The organism is Algoriphagus pacificus (genome assembly GCF_017254845.1).
GTDB classification, from domain to species: Bacteria; Bacteroidota; Bacteroidia; order Cytophagales; family Cyclobacteriaceae; genus Algoriphagus; species Algoriphagus pacificus.
This window is the reverse complement of the sequence record NZ_JAFKCU010000004.1, coordinates 73,866-88,882: the sequence shown is the minus strand read 5'-3', so window position 1 is coordinate 88,882 and position 15,017 is coordinate 73,866. Positions and strand designations below refer to the sequence as shown.

Annotated in this window: 12 protein-coding genes; 4 read left to right on the top strand and 8 right to left on the bottom strand. The window is 39.2% G+C overall.

What is annotated here, in order from left to right:
• Positions 1-8: 8 nt before the first annotated feature.
• Positions 9-1,643 (bottom strand): M28 family metallopeptidase, encoded by a 1,635-nt coding sequence (locus J0A69_RS16755; protein ID WP_206587947.1) that lies wholly within the window; start codon positions 1,641-1,643, stop codon positions 9-11.
• Between the two features lie 122 nt (positions 1,644-1,765).
• Between J0A69_RS16755 and J0A69_RS16750 the strand changes: the two genes are divergently transcribed.
• On the top strand, positions 1,766-2,236 hold the full coding sequence (locus J0A69_RS16750) for a hypothetical protein (protein WP_206587770.1): 471 nt from the start codon (positions 1,766-1,768) through the stop codon (positions 2,234-2,236).
• An 11-nt stretch (positions 2,237-2,247) separates the two neighbouring features.
• Here J0A69_RS16750 and J0A69_RS16745 read toward each other — a convergent pair whose 3' ends face one another.
• Complete coding sequence (locus J0A69_RS16745) at positions 2,248-2,808, bottom strand: aspartyl/asparaginyl beta-hydroxylase domain-containing protein (protein ID WP_206587769.1); 561 nt, start codon at positions 2,806-2,808, stop codon at positions 2,248-2,250.
• A 91-nt stretch (positions 2,809-2,899) separates the two neighbouring features.
• Here J0A69_RS16745 and J0A69_RS16740 point away from each other — a divergent pair, with 91 nt between their 5' ends.
• Positions 2,900-3,994, top strand: a complete 1,095-nt coding sequence (locus J0A69_RS16740; RefSeq protein ID WP_206587768.1) for a Gfo/Idh/MocA family protein — start codon at positions 2,900-2,902, stop codon at positions 3,992-3,994.
• A 4-nt stretch (positions 3,995-3,998) separates the two neighbouring features.
• On the opposite strand, the gene J0A69_RS16735 is transcribed toward J0A69_RS16740, so the two are convergent.
• The 5 genes from J0A69_RS16735 to J0A69_RS16715 form a co-directional block, all read right to left on the bottom strand.
• The gene (locus J0A69_RS16735) at positions 3,999-4,997 is read right to left on the bottom strand and encodes a cytochrome C (protein WP_206587767.1); all 999 of its coding nucleotides are present in this window, start codon (positions 4,995-4,997) and stop codon (positions 3,999-4,001) included.
• 131 nt (positions 4,998-5,128) lie between these two features.
• The gene (locus J0A69_RS16730; protein WP_206587766.1) at positions 5,129-6,112 is read right to left on the bottom strand and encodes a c-type cytochrome; all 984 of its coding nucleotides are present in this window, start codon (positions 6,110-6,112) and stop codon (positions 5,129-5,131) included.
• A 273-nt stretch (positions 6,113-6,385) separates the two neighbouring features.
• Entirely contained in the window at positions 6,386-7,489 is a 1,104-nt protein-coding gene (locus J0A69_RS16725; RefSeq protein WP_206587765.1) for a Gfo/Idh/MocA family protein, read from the bottom strand.
• A gap of 172 nt (positions 7,490-7,661) precedes the next feature.
• On the bottom strand, positions 7,662-10,346 hold the full coding sequence (locus J0A69_RS16720; protein WP_206587764.1) for a carboxypeptidase-like regulatory domain-containing protein: 2,685 nt from the start codon (positions 10,344-10,346) through the stop codon (positions 7,662-7,664).
• Positions 10,347-10,375: 29 nt separating this feature from the next.
• A complete protein-coding gene (locus J0A69_RS16715) occupies positions 10,376-11,206 on the bottom strand; it encodes a GLPGLI family protein (protein ID WP_206587763.1) in 831 nt (276 codons plus the stop codon).
• Positions 11,207-11,318: 112 nt separating this feature from the next.
• Here J0A69_RS16715 and J0A69_RS22745 point away from each other — a divergent pair, with 112 nt between their 5' ends.
• Positions 11,319-12,881 (top strand): sensor histidine kinase, encoded by a 1,563-nt coding sequence (locus J0A69_RS22745; RefSeq protein ID WP_206587762.1) that lies wholly within the window; start codon positions 11,319-11,321, stop codon positions 12,879-12,881.
• Positions 12,878-13,561, top strand: a complete 684-nt coding sequence (locus tag J0A69_RS16705; protein ID WP_206587761.1) for a response regulator transcription factor — start codon at positions 12,878-12,880, stop codon at positions 13,559-13,561. Before J0A69_RS22745 ends, J0A69_RS16705 begins: the two co-directional genes overlap by 4 nt.
• Positions 13,562-13,575: 14 nt before the next feature.
• Here the strand turns inward: J0A69_RS16705 and J0A69_RS16700 are convergent, their stop codons facing one another.
• Positions 13,576-14,985 carry a sulfatase gene (locus J0A69_RS16700; protein ID WP_206587760.1) on the bottom strand — a complete coding sequence of 470 codons (1,410 nt, stop codon included), beginning with the start codon at positions 14,983-14,985 and terminating at the stop codon, positions 13,576-13,578.
• Positions 14,986-15,017 lie beyond the last annotated feature (32 nt).

Below are 15,017 nucleotides of genomic sequence, written 5' to 3'. Positions count from 1 at the left end.
TCTTTTTTTTACTTCATATAGCTTTCTCGGATCGCCCTAAATTCAGAATTGGGTTTCCATTTAGGCCAAGTATCTGAGTTGGCTAGATTCCTTCCAACTTCATAAAGTATCTGAACATCATCTACGGCTCCCTCAAGATTCCATCGGGAAGTGTCATATTCATCAGATGGGTTGTGGTAATATTTTTGGACATACTCATCATCCAACGCTTTTCCGAATTCCTTCCCCTTTTCGAAGTGATCAATTCCATTACTAAAATAAAGTGCAGGAACACCGATCTTCGCAAAATTGAAGTGGTCTGATCTAAAATAGTAACCAGCTGAAGGAGTAGGATCAGGAGCAGAATATCTTCCTACTTTCTCCAATTCAACATTGAGCAAATCTTCCATTTCAGACTGACCGATTCCAATCAGGGAAACATCCTTCATTTTTCCATAAGGATTGATCCCATCCATATTGATGTTCGCAACTGTGTTTTCTTTTGGATAAATCGGGTTTTGGGCATAATAAGCCGATCCCCAAAGTCCCTGCTCTTCAGCTGTCACGGCTAGAAAAACCACCGTTCTTTCAGGTTTCGGATCAGTTGTGAATGCTTTTGCCAATGCCAATAACGCCGCAGTTCCTGACGCATTATCAAGTGCGCCATTGTAAATGCTATCTCCAGTTTCATCTGGTGCCCCAAAACCAAAATGGTCCCAATGTGCAGTATAAATTATTACCTCATCTGGCTTGGAAGCACCTGTCACTTTCCCAATTACATTTTTAGAGACATCATATTCTGCAACCACTTGGATAGAAGAACTGGCTTTCAAATTCATCGGAACTGCCTGAAAATCTGCTTTTCTTGACTTCGCCAATAATTCATTTCCGTTGAGCCCTGCCATTTCAAAAAGCTTATTTGCTGTAGGCAAGGTCACCCATCCCTCAAAGGCAGGAGTGTATTTTTCAGATCCTCTTTCGTCCAAGTATAATAGAGGATTTTTCCATTTTCCCTGCACTACATTGAAGCCGTATCCAGCCGGGATGGTATTATGAACAATCAGACAACCCAAAGCTCCTTGACGGATTGCCTCCTCATATTTGTAGGTCCACCTGCCATAATAAGTCATTGTGTTTCCTTTGAAAAATGCCTCATCTTCCGTCCCAAAGCCAGGGTCATTAACTAGGATAACCACAATTTTATCTTTGACATCGATGTTTTTATAATCATCCCATCCATATTCAGGAGCTACAATTCCAAAACCTGCAAAGACCATTTCAACATCCTCAAAGCTCACAAGGGAATCTGTTCGCTGTGTCCAAAGGACATAATCCTTGAGCCCTTCTAAAGTGATAGATTCATTTGCGGAACTAATAGTCATCTCTTCAGAAGGAAGACTTAGGATTGACACCATTGGAACATCCTGAAAATACGAATCGCCATTTCCAGGTTCTAAACCCATGGATTTAAATTCATTTTCAAGGTAATCCACCGTGATTTCCTCCCCTTCTGTAAATGGCATTCTTCCCATAAATTCATCAGAAGCAAGTTTTATTAAAGCAGGTTCTATATCGGAAACCTGAAATTTATAGCTAGTCTCTTCCGATTGGCTGCAGGCACCGAGTATACCCAAAGCCAGTATTAAAAATGAAGTTTTTCTCATCATAGTCTTGTTTGGTTCTTCCTAAAATACAATTTAAAAAATGGTTGAATTGAATATTTGCTCATTATTTCATTTTCTTCTTTCCTTTAATCTGATAAATTAGAAAATCAAAAATTTTTAAAATGACTTCAAACTACCAAGCCCAAATTCTTACATTTTTGGATGAAATTGGAATCCACACGATTAGTTCCTCTCTAGAGGAAGAAACCTTTTTACCTGGCCTCAAAATAGATAGTGGCAAACTTTATTATGATCCTGAAAAGCTGAAATATCCTGGGGATTTACTTCATGAAGCTGGGCATATTGCTTTGATGACAGCTGAGGAAAAAGAGACAATTATTGGGAATGTAAAAAACTATCGAAGCCCCAGTCAAGATGACGAAATGGGCGTAATGTGCTGGACCTACGCTGCTTTGATTCATTTGGGTCTACCTCCAGAAGTCGTTTTTCATCCAGATGGTTACAAAGGGGATTCACAGATGCTAATCCATGAATATACCAATGGACAGTATCGGGGTTTGCCTCTTTTAGTCTGGATGGACTTAACCGATTATGAAAGCTTCCCAAAAATGAAAAAATGGATTAGGTCATAATCATTAGCGTGTTAATTCTCCAAATACCTTTTCAACCAGTCATTCAAAACCAAATCAAGAACCAAGTGTATTCTTGCACTATCTCCTTTATTTTCCACTTGATGAGGGTCAGAAAGCTTCAAATACCAACATTCACCCTCATTCATCTTCACAGGAACATCATTTACTAAAAAATTGACCTTCTCATTGGTAAAAACAGGCAAATGTATTCTTACCTCTGTTTCATCCAAATCGTAATCCTGATGCCTTTTGATTTCAGAGCCTGGAGATAATTTCATCAGGCGAACAGATGCCTTTTCACATAAAAAGCTATCCAAAACTGAAGAAATATAAGGACACAAAGCCAAATAGGGTGTTGGAATAAATTTACCTCCATTTGGAATAGCAGAAGCCATTAGGATGGGATGGTTTCTTCCTTCTTGAGCTGTCAACGGAATAACCGACCAATCTCCATTATAATTCTGCCTAACAAAATGCTCTGTCCATTCGACATGCTCAAGCCCCTCAACTTCATTCTGAAGTTTTTCTACATCGAACTGAAATGGCAATTTAATTCTGTCTTTGTCAATCATTTTATTGTAAACGATCCTATCCAAATAAACTAAATCATTTGTCTTTTCAATCTCTTTTGTCCAAATTTTGAATCAATTAACCTTTAAAACCATGAGATACCTTCTCCTTTTATTGATCTTTTTAAGCTCTGTCAACCTGACTTTTTCTCAGGATAAATTACGAGTTGGAGTCGCAGGACTGACTCACGGCCATGTTGGGTGGATTTTGGATGCAAATAAAAGAACAGACATAGAAATTGTCGGGATCGCGGAGCCCAATAAAACTCTAGCTGAAAGGTTGACCAAACAGTATGGGATTTCGATGGATCTGGTTTATGATGACTTAGAGGAAATGCTGACTGCAACCCGTCCTGAAGCTGTCACTGCATTCGGAAATATTTACGATCATCTAGCAGTGGTAGAGGCTGCAGCTCCAAAAAGGATGCATGTTATGGTAGAAAAACCTTTGGCAGTCAGTGCAGCCCATGCATCAAGAATGGAAGAATTAGCCAAAAAGCATGGAATCCATTTAATCACTAACTATGAAACCACCTGGTATCCTTCCGTGGAAAAAGCTCAAGAAATCCTGGAAGAAGGAGAGATCGGTGAAATGAGAAAATTAATCGTTCGGGATGGACATCGAGGGCCCAAAAACATTGGAGTAAGTGCAGAATTCTTGGAATGGCTCACTGACCCAAAACTAAATGGAGGAGGAGCTATTATAGATTTTGGATGCTACGGCGCCAATTTATCCACATGGCTTCACAAAGGCGAGAGACCAATTTCAGTGACTGCAGTAGCGCAACAGCTGCAAGCAGAAAATAATCCTAAAGTAGACGATGATGCCACTATAATCCTAGCTTATGAAAACTCCCAAGTTATTCTAGAACCATCCTGGAACTGGCCCATTGGCAGAAAAGACATGGAAATTTATGGCATGACAGGCGCCCTATTTGCTGACAATGGCAAAACGTTACGATTAAGAATGGCTCAAGGCTATGATGGTTTCGATGAGAAAGTTTTTCAGCTAGAGAAAAGAGAAAGCCCCTACGATGATCCTTTTACTTATTTCAAAGCAATAATCCGTGGAGAGATCAAAGCTTCTCCATACGATCTAAGCTCCCTCGAAAACAACCTGCTTGTAGTCGAAATCTTAGAGGCAGCGGTAGAAAGTTCGAAAACCAATAAAACTGTATTCCTAAAATGATGATTTAGAAACTTGGAATCTCCTCTCCAGGACCATAAACGGTTTTTTCAATCTTGTGAGCAATAGGTGGTATGGAATTCAAATACCTATAAATTGCTCTGATGTCAACCTCATCCATTCTTGCAAAACTTCCCCAAGGCATTGGAGAATTTTCATAAATCCTTCCTTGCTTGAACCTAGCTAAAAAAGCCTCTTCACCCCAATTGGCGATAATTCCAGTCTGCTTTTCAGGAGTTAGGTTTGGGGTAATAAATCGATAATTGTTCACATTGGTTCCTCCGAATTGAACTCCACCAGATAGTGGTCCAAACTCAAATTCTTTCACTCCATACTCAATCGATGCTACCGAATGGCAACCCACACAATTTGCTACAGTATTGACCAAATATTCTCCATAAACAACGGAAGCTTCTCTAGGAATTGATTTTTTAGGTGTTCCTTCAATGATTCTTGGTTGGTGACTTCCAGTACTTAATCGCCATTTTCCTTCTCTTGTATATTCTGGCTTATTGATTTTGTTTGATACTGGGGTCTGTGATCGCAAAAATGAAAGAACTGCAATCACATCTTCGTCCGTCATCAATTTAAATGGCATAAAAGGAGGCAGAACTCTTCCATCATGTCCTATAGCATCCCGCATCGCTCTGGCTATTTCACCATCAGTTAAATTCCCTATTCCTGTTTCCTTATCTGGAGTAAGGTTGATAGCAGTCAAAACCCCTATTTTCAAATTAAAAACCTCCCCTCCTTTCAAAGGAACCTGCTCTCCGGCTTCCATCGCCTCATAATCATCTAATGAAATATGGCAGGAAGCACAATGTGCAGGTCCGTAAACCAGATACTTTCCTCGTGCTATAGCGGCAGAATCGGTACTGGCTTTTAAATCAGGGTAAGGACTATCATATTTTCTGTCCCAATTAGTTTGAACATATAGCATCAAAAAAATAAATGCTGTCAACGCCAAACCAATAATCACTGCAATCACTTTGATTAGATTTTTCATAATGCGTCAAGGTTAAATGGGTTAAACTCTTCATTAATTTTTGGCAATAGAAATCCCAGTCCAGAAAAATCAGGATTTAAAACGGGGTAGAAAGAAATGATTGGTTTTTAAGATTTAGAAATTAGAATCCTTCATTCAGAAGCTCCAACTTCCAGCATGTATGGTGTTTTTTCAACTTTATTTGAAACAGGATCCAAGGACATGATGTAGCGATATAATGCTCTTAAATCAACGTCACTCATATTACCGAAACTTGACCATGGCATTGGTGTGTTTTCGTAAACTTTACCGGCTCTGAATCTTTCTATGAAAGCATCTTCAGTCCAATTTGCCATCACTCCTGTTTCAGGATCTGGAGTTAAATTTGGAGTGATAAATGGTGCACCAGGCACATCTTCTAAAATCAGCCCTCCACTAAACTTGGGGCCTATAAATGCGCCACTCATGAGATCTCTTGGTGAATGGCATCCTACACAATTGGCTACTGAATTTGCCAGATATTTTCCATAAACTGGGGTTGGTTCAACAGCAATAGTTGTTGGGGGAGTTTCAATTGGGCCTTCAGGTTTAATCATACCTAAAGCCAAGATCGCTTTTCCGAGAAAAGAATATTCACTGGGTTTGATTTCATTTTTAACTTTTTCTTGTGACCTTAAGTAGGAAATAATAGCAATCACATCGCTATCCGACATGTTTTGAAAAGGCATTAAAGGAAATAGTGGCCGACCATCTGCACCAACAGAGTAACGCATCACTCTTGCAATTTCAGCATCCGTCAATTTCCCAATTCCAGTTTCTTCATCAGGCGTCAAGTTTCGTGAGCGAAGAGTTCCGGGTTCAAAAACGAACTCCATTCCACCTGCTAAAGGAAGCATTTCTCCACGTTCCAAAGCTTCCATTTTATCCATTGAGTTATGGCAAACAGAACAATGCGCTGGACCATAGACCAAATACTTACCTCTGGCTATCATTGTGGAATCAGATGTGGCACTTAACTCTGGGTAGGGAGCGTCATATTTTTGATCCCATTTTAAAAGGACAAAGCTCACAAAAGCTAAAACAACGAAGAGTAACACTCCAGCTACCCATGCAAAAATTTTTAAAACTGTTTTCATAAGAATATTTATTAGCTGCTAATTCAAAAATTCATACTCTAAGAATGAGATCAAGCCTTCAAAAAATGACTGGGAATACTGAAGAATTGATTTAAAAAACTAAACTGCAAACAACTTTTTTAATGGTATGAAAATCACTTTTCATGAACAGAAGATAATTTATGTATAATTTTTCGATTACACATTGTATTATTCTTAGTTATTGAAAAATATTTTTTGAAACAAAAAAAGGTTTCTGAAATCAGAAACCTCCTTAATTTGAGCTAGTTAAAATTAAACAGTAACCTTCATTCCTGTTTTGGCAGATTTTAGAATCGCTTGTACTATTTTAATATCCCTTAGTCCTTCTTCTCCTGGAACAAGCACCGGAGTCTTTTCCATAATTGCCATCGCATCATGATCCATTTGATTTGCCTGCTGCCATGGTACTTGATAAGGGAAATTAATTTCTCCTAAAGGACTCTTGCCCTTGTTTCCATTATATCCCGAAAAAGGCTCCATCTCAATCTTTCCCTTTTCACATTGAATAGTTAAAAAATTAGTGTTTTCATAAAAAGAAGTCTTTATAGTTGCCATCCTTCCCCCAGGAAATTCCAATTGAGCCTCTACAATTTCACCCAATCCATTTTTATAAATTTCAGGTCTCTCCGCCCAAACTTTTGCAGCATTCACAGCAATCGGTTCCTCTCCGAATCCTAACCTGGCTCCTTGAATGGCATAAACACCCATGTCATAAATCACACCTCCACCCATTTCAGCCTTTTGCTTCCAGTGATCTGTTCTTCCTTCCCTATAACCAGCAGCACAGTCCACATTCAACACTTTGCCTAACTTTCCATTTTTTACAATTTCTTGGAATGCCTGCGTATTTGGCTCATGCTGGCATCTGTAACCAATGGACAAATTAACGTTGTTTTCTTTACAGGCATCGATCATCGCCTGACAGTCTTCGGCTGTGACCGCCATCGGCTTTTCACACCAAACATGCTTTCCAGCTTTGGCAGCTCTAATCACATATTCTTTGTGCATAGAAGGTGGCAAAACCACATAGACTACATCAATATTCGGATTGTCTGCAATCGTATCAAAATTTTCATAGTTGTATACGTTTTCGGCTGGGATATTATATTTCCCTCTCCACATCGATATTTTGGATGGAGTACCTGACACGATACCAGCTAGATAACAGTTTTCTGTTTGCTGTAGAGCCGGTGCCAATAAATCAGTACTGTAATAACCTAATCCGACAAGCGCTACTCCTAATTTTGCTCGTTTGGGCCGGCTTGAATTTGCAAATAAACTGAGGGGAGAAATGATACTTGCTCCTGCCGCAAGCGACATGGTTTTAAGAGAATCTCTTCTTGAAAATTCTTTCATAAAAAACTGATTTTGGTTGGGGTGGAAACATTTGTCTAGCTATAAGTTACAAGAAACTTATTCCAGTTCAAAAATCAATTTAAAGTAAGAGCCAAAACTCCAACTCCTCTCTAGTCAAGATTTAAACCTCAAAAGGCAAAAAAAAGAGGTTGCCAAAACAACCTCTAAAGACTTAAATATCCCATTTGATAGTAAATAAACCGTACCTCGGTTGGACTAAATAAGAGTAGGTACTGATCAAGTTATCATTGAAACTATCTCTTCGAATTGAGCGGGTGTCCAGAATATTCCAAACGGTAAATCTGAATTCCCATGGACTGGATTTTCCCTGATAACTCAATAATGCATTGAGGAAATCAAATTCGCTTTGCGTTCCAGCTCCTGTATTAGTATAGGTATTAAAGGCATAATCTGCATTTAATTTCAAACCTTTCCAGATATCCCAATCCACTTCAAACTTCGGAGTGTGGGTATTAAATGTATTCTGGGAATTTAAACCGTTATACTTATTGGTTGAAAATGTATAACCGAAATCAACTTCTACTTTTTTGAAAAAAGTAGTCGTAGCCTTCATGTTATAGGTTTGGGAAAACTGTTTGTTTTGGTTAACCTCATCATTGATCAAGTTATTCGTAGTAAATGAATTCCATTGCCCACTTGCAGTGACTTTAAACGTGTTGAATTTCTTATCAAAGCTCAGATTCCCGTTTAGATTTTCATTAATTGGAGTAATATTCAATACGGTCAAAAACCTATTAATCCCTTGAAAATCTGTGGTGTTGACAATATCATTTCTCTTCCGCTGCCAATTTAAAGATCCATATAAACTTACAGAGGAGAAGAAATCATAATGGCTGTAATTCAAAGAATGATTGGTAAATAACCCATTATCCAGCATCCTATTTCCAGTGAAAATCGAGTTATAATCTTGAATGATATAACCTTTCGCCAGTTTCTGGATATCCATGAAATTGGCTGTAGTCTGGAATCTATAGGTCAAAGACTTATTCGATTTAATCGCCCATTTGGCATACATCCCAGGTAGCAGCAAGGTTTTTTGTTGGGTCAACTCATTCTCAAACTGCTGGTCTTGCCATGCATAGCGATGTGCAAAAAGAGAAGGACTCAAAATGAAATCATTCCACTTAGTTTTATAAGTCATCCCAAGGGACAAATCCTGAATACCAAACTGGTTGTCATTCTCAAATTCTGCATAGGATTCGTTTTCACTTGGCAAAATCTGATTCAGATCAGAAATCATTTCCTGTCTAGTATCGGAATATCCCAAGCTCCAATTCAAATGGTTAGTCGCATTCAGAATATGATAATAGTTAAATGATCCCTCCAAAGTTCTGGAATGAATTTCCTGCTGCTGAAGGAATCGATAATTTTCCTGATCAAGGATAGGAAGAACTCCCATAAAAGGCTTTTGATTTGTAGTCAGATCATACAAAGGATCCTGGTATTTTTTCTCCCAGTTAAACTCCATTGAGAAAACTCTTTTTTCTGAAGGAGCATGATACCATTCAGCTTTCTGCTGTACACTATAAGGTCTTCTGGTTTGGAAGTTATTTATTTGTTGCCTGATGCTTCCAAAATCAGAATCCAGCAAATTCCTGTTTTGAATGTCCGCAAGCTTTCCGAAAACGGAATATTTGACATAAGTTTCCTCTTTTGGAGTATAAGTCACAGCGTACTTCATCAAACCTGAACTGTTTTCAACTGTACTAGCAGAACTTAGTGTTTCCTGCTGATTCTCATCGCTTCTTAAGTAGGTTCTTTGGGAAATGCTCCCCAATCTATTTTTAGAAGTAGAACCAATTGCAAATCCTGAGTGTCTCCATTTTGAACTTGGATTATAATTCAAATTGAAAGCGCCTAAAGCCGTCTCCAAAGAAGCTGCATTATTTCGCTGTGCCATCGGAATCCCCATATCTTCTCCACTCATAGAAATAGAAGTTCCAGTTCTACTCGTAAGCCCAGCCAACCCTCCACTAAACCGGAAATAATCCTGCAGGGTGAAAGGAAGCTCTCCTACATTATTTCCATCCGCGATCAAATTCAGATTCAACTTTGGGGAATAATAGAATGCATTTGCATGGCCTAAATACCGCTCCTTTGGCCCAGCACCAGCTGTCAAATCCCCAAAAACCAGCTTCTTCTTTCCATCTTTTAACTGAATATTCAAAGCTAAAGACTCATCAGTATCCAAGCCTCTTACTGGTGCCACTTCGTTAAAATTCTTAAGTACCTGAACACGGTCCACTGCATTAGCTGGAAGGTTTTTAGTAGCCAACTTGGTATCCCCATCAAAAAAGTTCTTCCCGTCCACCATGACTTTGTCTACTTTCTTTCCTTGGACCTTAACTCCCCCCTCATCATCAATTTCAAAGCCTGGAAGCTTTTCCAAAACGTCTTTTAATTTCCTCTCTGTTCCAGTCGTAAATGCATCCGTTTTGTAAGTCAAAGTATCCCCTTGCATAGTAACAGGAAGTTCAGAAACTACTTCGATTTGATCGAGCATAGTTTCATCATTGGTCAGAATCACTTGGATCGATTCATCGGCCGACCAATCTGTAATCACCCGCTCAAATTGCTTGTATCCTACAAATGAAATCCGAAGTAAATATTCAGATCCTGGAACCAGAGCAAGCTTAAATCTACCTTCTCCATTAGTAATGGCAAAAGCTCCGATTTTTTGAGTTGTTTGGTTGACTGCAACCACATTTGCATAGCTAATCGGCTGATTCAAGGAGTCTAGCACTTGCCCTGTCAGATTTCTAGTCTGGGAAAAAGAGGCAAAGGAGAGCAGGGACAGGAGAACTACCCCTGCAAAACTTTTAAAAATCAATTTCATGTTGGTTTAGTTTTCGGAGGTTTTAGAAATCAATTTCCGATTTTGATAGTCATCTGATGTTCTCCTGATTTACCGGAATATTTCTTCATCATCTCCTGCATCTTTTCGTCTGCAAGGGCACGATATTCCTCGCTGCTCATCTCTTTACCTTTATTAGGAACTACTATTTCAACTGGCTCTTCGGGATTCAACACAATTTTTTCGGCGATTAGAGTACTTCCATTGTTTTGCAGTTCCAAAATCAAACCTGGCAAGCCCCAAAATTCAGAAGGTCCATGGCTAACTGGAATTTGTGAAGTGAACCAAGCCACTACCTGAACAGTATCTTTTACGACTTCCATTTCTTCCATACCTGTAGAAAAGCGCTTGCTATCCACGATTTTTGAATAGGTGGCTTTCTGGCATTCGTAATTGCCTATCTTCTTTGTTTCATCAGTAAGTTCCCAATCATAAAGATTCAAATTGTCCTTTACCAGAAACTCTCTTCCCATGAGATCCTCTTCTTTCAAATAAGTTTGCTCTGCTAGGTTTTTATATAAAATCAAATCACTGCTTCCAGTATTGATCACGATGCTCGCACCACCTGATGAGGCAGAAGCTGGACCAGATCCTAGGCTTTCGGCTTGCTTCCAATTGGACTCTCCCTGATTGAAAGAAAGAATGTATTCTCTTTCCATCTGTTTCTTGAGTTGCCTTTGAAGATCAGCCATCACTTCTGGAGCCATCTTGGTGCTATCCATGGAAAACTTGATATTGGAGGATGATTTGTAATACGCTCTTCCTGTTAATCCTTGGGAAAAAGAAGTCCCAACAAAACTCATGAAGGCAATAAAGGCGAGTAGTAAAATTTTGGTTTTCATAGTCTATTTTCTTTGACACAAACCAATAAAAACAAGCCAAACAACTGAGTTAAGCAGTGTTAACGTGTGTTAACATTCGGTTTTTCAATCAGTTTGCTCCTAATTTAGCGTCGTGAAACAACTACAATTCAAGCGGATAGGGATTCTGATTGCATTTACGTTATGCATCAGTATTGGTGTTCAGATCTATCGGAACATCTCTCAGTTTCAGCTCATCGAAAACCAATTGGTGAATGATATCCAAGGGAGTTTGGATACCGCTTTGGATGAGTATTATGCTGAAATAGCAAAAAGTGATGTGGTTACCTTGACAGATAATTTACAACGATTAGAATGGAAACAAGCCCCATCTCTTCATCCCGATTCTGTTAAAACCAAGTTTTTCTTGAATGATAGCTCGGCTGATTCCCTTATTGTTTCCGACACCTCAAAGAGTTCTTTGGGCTTTTTTAAGCGTGTTGGAAAAAGTCAGCTGATACTAAAAGCTCTCTCCAGCACGGGTGAAATATTTCAGGATAGTACAGATTCCGGAAATCATGAATTAAGACTTCATCAGGATACTTTACATAATTTTCAAGTTGATGAAATAAACGAAATCAACATTTTCCGAGGTTTGGAAGCTGCAGATAGCTTAAGAAGTATCAAAAAGCTTACAAGTCAAATCATCATTTCCATCACCCGGGATTCCTTGGATTTTGACAAAATCAACAACTACCTACAAGCAGAACTTGCCCGAAAGAAAATCGATATTAATTATGGTTTGCTGCACTATGATGGAGACAGTCTGAACGGAGCCTATCATGAAAAAGAGGCCTTGGAAATGCCTTTCAAAACCCAGTCAAAATCCACTTTTTTACCTAGAGGTCAAAGGCTAGAAATGTACTTTGAAAATACAGCTTTGACCGTTTTAAGGAGAGGAATCATTGAAATCCTAACTTCTGTGCTGTTTTTAGTGATTATTGCCTTTGCATTTTATTACCTCTATCAAACCATCAAAAACCAGAAGGAAATCGCAGAAATCAAGCAGGATCTGATTTCAAATATTACTCATGAGTTTAAAACTCCGATAGCCACTACCCTTTCAGCCATTGAAGGTATCGAGCAATTTAACCCTTCCAATGATCCGGAAAAGAACAAAAGGTATTTGGGTATTTCCAAAATGCAATTGCATAAACTGAATCTGATGGTGGAGAAATTATTGGAAACTGCCACGCTGGACTCGGAGCAATTGATGCTGCGAACAGAAGAAATCGATCCGGAACCTGTTTTGAGATCTTTGCTTCAAAAATACCAAACACTGGCACCTGAGAAGAAAATCGAGTTATCACTTCCTTCTACTATTAAGCCAATTTTAGTAGACACTTTTCACTTTGAGAATGCACTTTCCAATCTCTTGGACAATGCCATCAAATACGGGGGAGATCAGATCCAGATCACTTTGGATCAGAGTAACCAGACCAAAATCAGAATCTGGGATAATGGCGGAAAAATCAGTTCAGGCCAGAAAGAACGAATCTTTGAGCAGTTTTACAGAATCCCTCAAGGCAATGTCCATGATGTCAAAGGCTTTGGAATCGGTCTCTACTATGTCAAAAAAATTATAGAAAAACATGGAGGCGAAATCATTTTGCAAACCGCCCCTCATAGTACTTCATTTACCACCATTTGGCCATGAACTCAAAAACCAAAGTCCTTTTAGCAGAAGATGAGATTTCCCTGGGAATGATCGTTCAGGAAAGTCTGGAAAGCCGAGATTTTGAGGTTTTGCTTTGCGCCAATGGAGACATCGCTTGGGAAAAATACAAGGCCTCAAAACCCGATATTTTAGTCTTGGATGTGATGATGCCTAAAAAGGATGGGTTCACTTTAGCTGAGCAAATCCGGAAAATTGATCCTTTCACTCCCATTATCTTTCTGACTTCAAAAGGCCAGACAGAAGATGTGGTCAAAGGATTTGGGCAAGGTGGAAATGACTATATCCGAAAGCCATTTAGCATGGAGGAATTGATCGTTCGAATCAATGCACAACTGGATCGAAAACTGATTAAAAATCAGCAGCGGGACTGGTTAGAACTTGGTGAATTTGAATTTCATCCAACTAGACAGCTTTTAAAATTGGGAGAGAAAGAATCTCCCTTGACTGCCCGGGAATCCCAACTCCTGGAAATCCTACTTGAAAACAGCAATGACATTACTGATCGAAGCCTGATCCTGACCAGAATCTGGGGTGCCGATGACTTCTTTAATGCAAGAAGCATGGATGTTTTCATCACTAAGCTCCGAAAAAAACTTCAAGACGACCCCAACATCCAAATCCTGAATGTTCGAGGATATGGCTATAAATTGGTGTGCTAAGAAAGTCAATTGAATTACTTTCCTACGGGCAACCTAGCTCCGGTTTCTTTCAACCAGTTTTCAATTTTCATCTGCAATTGATCTGCTATTGCCTTTCTGGTTGATATCACATTGACTGATTCCTGGAGGTCTAGATTCAGGTCATAAAGTTCTCCAGGACTTCCATCAAAGTAATGAATCAACTTGTAATCTCCGGACCTTACAATCGCATACGGAACAATATCTGATAAACGATAATGGGGGAAATGCCAAAATAAATCTCTAGCTGAAAGCTCACTTTCCTGAGTTAAAACTCCTTTCAAGCTTACACCATCGAATTCATCCAGCTTTGGGTTTTCTCCCATAAAATCCAATACTGTCGGAATCCAATCCATGGTGATGATAGGTGTATCATTTATGCTTCCTTCTGGTATGACGCCCGGCCAACTTACAATCGTTGGGATGCGAATCCCGCCCTCGTAAGGATAGCCTTTCTGCGATTTAAGCGGATAATTATTGGTAATTGGATTATCGTAATTTCCAATCAAACCTCCATTATCAGAGGTGAAAATCACTAAGGTATTTTCTCTCAATCCCATTTGATCCAAGGCTTCCATTACTTTGCCGACGTTTTGGTCGACACTTTCTACCAAGGCCGCATAAACAGGATTCCTTTGGTCACCGGGCTCTTTTTGCTTATATTTTTCCACCAATTCAGGCTTACCCATGATAGGAGTATGTACTGCATAAGGTGCCCATTGGATAAAGAACTTCTTGTCTTTTTTTTCTCGAATGAAATTTACTACCTCATCCCCTTCCCGATCAGTCAGAAACTCTCCTTCTTTTCTGGGTTTAAGCGTGGTAATCTCATAAAACTCCCTTGGCTTTTCAGGTAAATAAGGATCAAAATAACTAGGTGGTTGTCCCAAGTCATTGCCCCCAATATTCACATCAAAGCCCTGATCAGTAGGACAATAACCCTCTTCACCCAAATGCCATTTTCCCACATGTAGGGTTTGATAGCCATGCTCTTTCATGCGTTCTGCGATGGTGACTTCTTCCAATGGAAGATAACCTTGGATTTTGGGAGTTTTCAATGGCTTATCTTCAAAAACTTCATATTCTCCAGGCAGACCAGAAGTTGATACTCCTTGAAATTTCGCTCTGATCCAATCTGTAATTCCTAATCTTGCCGGATATTTTCCTGTCAGCATAGCAGCTCGAGTTGGAGAACAAATAGCCGCTGCAGCGTAGGAATTGGTGAAAAGCATCCCCTCTTTTGCCAATTTGGTAATGTTGGGTGTCTCGTAAAAATCACTTCCCAATGGCTCTATGTCCGCCCAGCCCAAATCATCTACATGAATGATCAGAACATTGAAATCTTGGGGAAATGCAGAAAATGCACTTAAACAGATTAGTACAACCGCCAGAAATATTCTCTTCATTAATATTGAATTTGCCTAAAAGTAAAAATTCC

What these genes read in the sequence shown, in the direction of transcription:
- J0A69_RS16755 (WP_206587947.1), bottom strand. Translation starts at nt 1,643, where the DNA reads ATGAGAAAAACTTCATTTTTAATACTGGCTTTGGGTATACTCGGTGCC.
- J0A69_RS16750 (WP_206587770.1), top strand. Translation starts at nt 1,766, where the DNA reads ATGACTTCAAACTACCAAGCCCAAATTCTTACATTTTTGGATGAAATT.
- J0A69_RS16745 (WP_206587769.1), bottom strand. Translation starts at nt 2,808, where the DNA reads ATGATTGACAAAGACAGAATTAAATTGCCATTTCAGTTCGATGTAGAA.
- J0A69_RS16740 (WP_206587768.1), top strand. Translation starts at nt 2,900, where the DNA reads ATGAGATACCTTCTCCTTTTATTGATCTTTTTAAGCTCTGTCAACCTG.
- J0A69_RS16735 (WP_206587767.1), bottom strand. Translation starts at nt 4,997, where the DNA reads ATGAAAAATCTAATCAAAGTGATTGCAGTGATTATTGGTTTGGCGTTG.
- J0A69_RS16730 (WP_206587766.1), bottom strand. Translation starts at nt 6,112, where the DNA reads ATGAAAACAGTTTTAAAAATTTTTGCATGGGTAGCTGGAGTGTTACTC.
- J0A69_RS16725 (WP_206587765.1), bottom strand. Translation starts at nt 7,489, where the DNA reads ATGAAAGAATTTTCAAGAAGAGATTCTCTTAAAACCATGTCGCTTGCG.
- J0A69_RS16720 (WP_206587764.1), bottom strand. Translation starts at nt 10,346, where the DNA reads ATGAAATTGATTTTTAAAAGTTTTGCAGGGGTAGTTCTCCTGTCCCTG.
- J0A69_RS16715 (WP_206587763.1), bottom strand. Translation starts at nt 11,206, where the DNA reads ATGAAAACCAAAATTTTACTACTCGCCTTTATTGCCTTCATGAGTTTT.
- J0A69_RS16705 (WP_206587761.1), top strand. Translation starts at nt 12,878, where the DNA reads ATGAACTCAAAAACCAAAGTCCTTTTAGCAGAAGATGAGATTTCCCTG.
- J0A69_RS16700 (WP_206587760.1), bottom strand. Translation starts at nt 14,985, where the DNA reads ATGAAGAGAATATTTCTGGCGGTTGTACTAATCTGTTTAAGTGCATTT.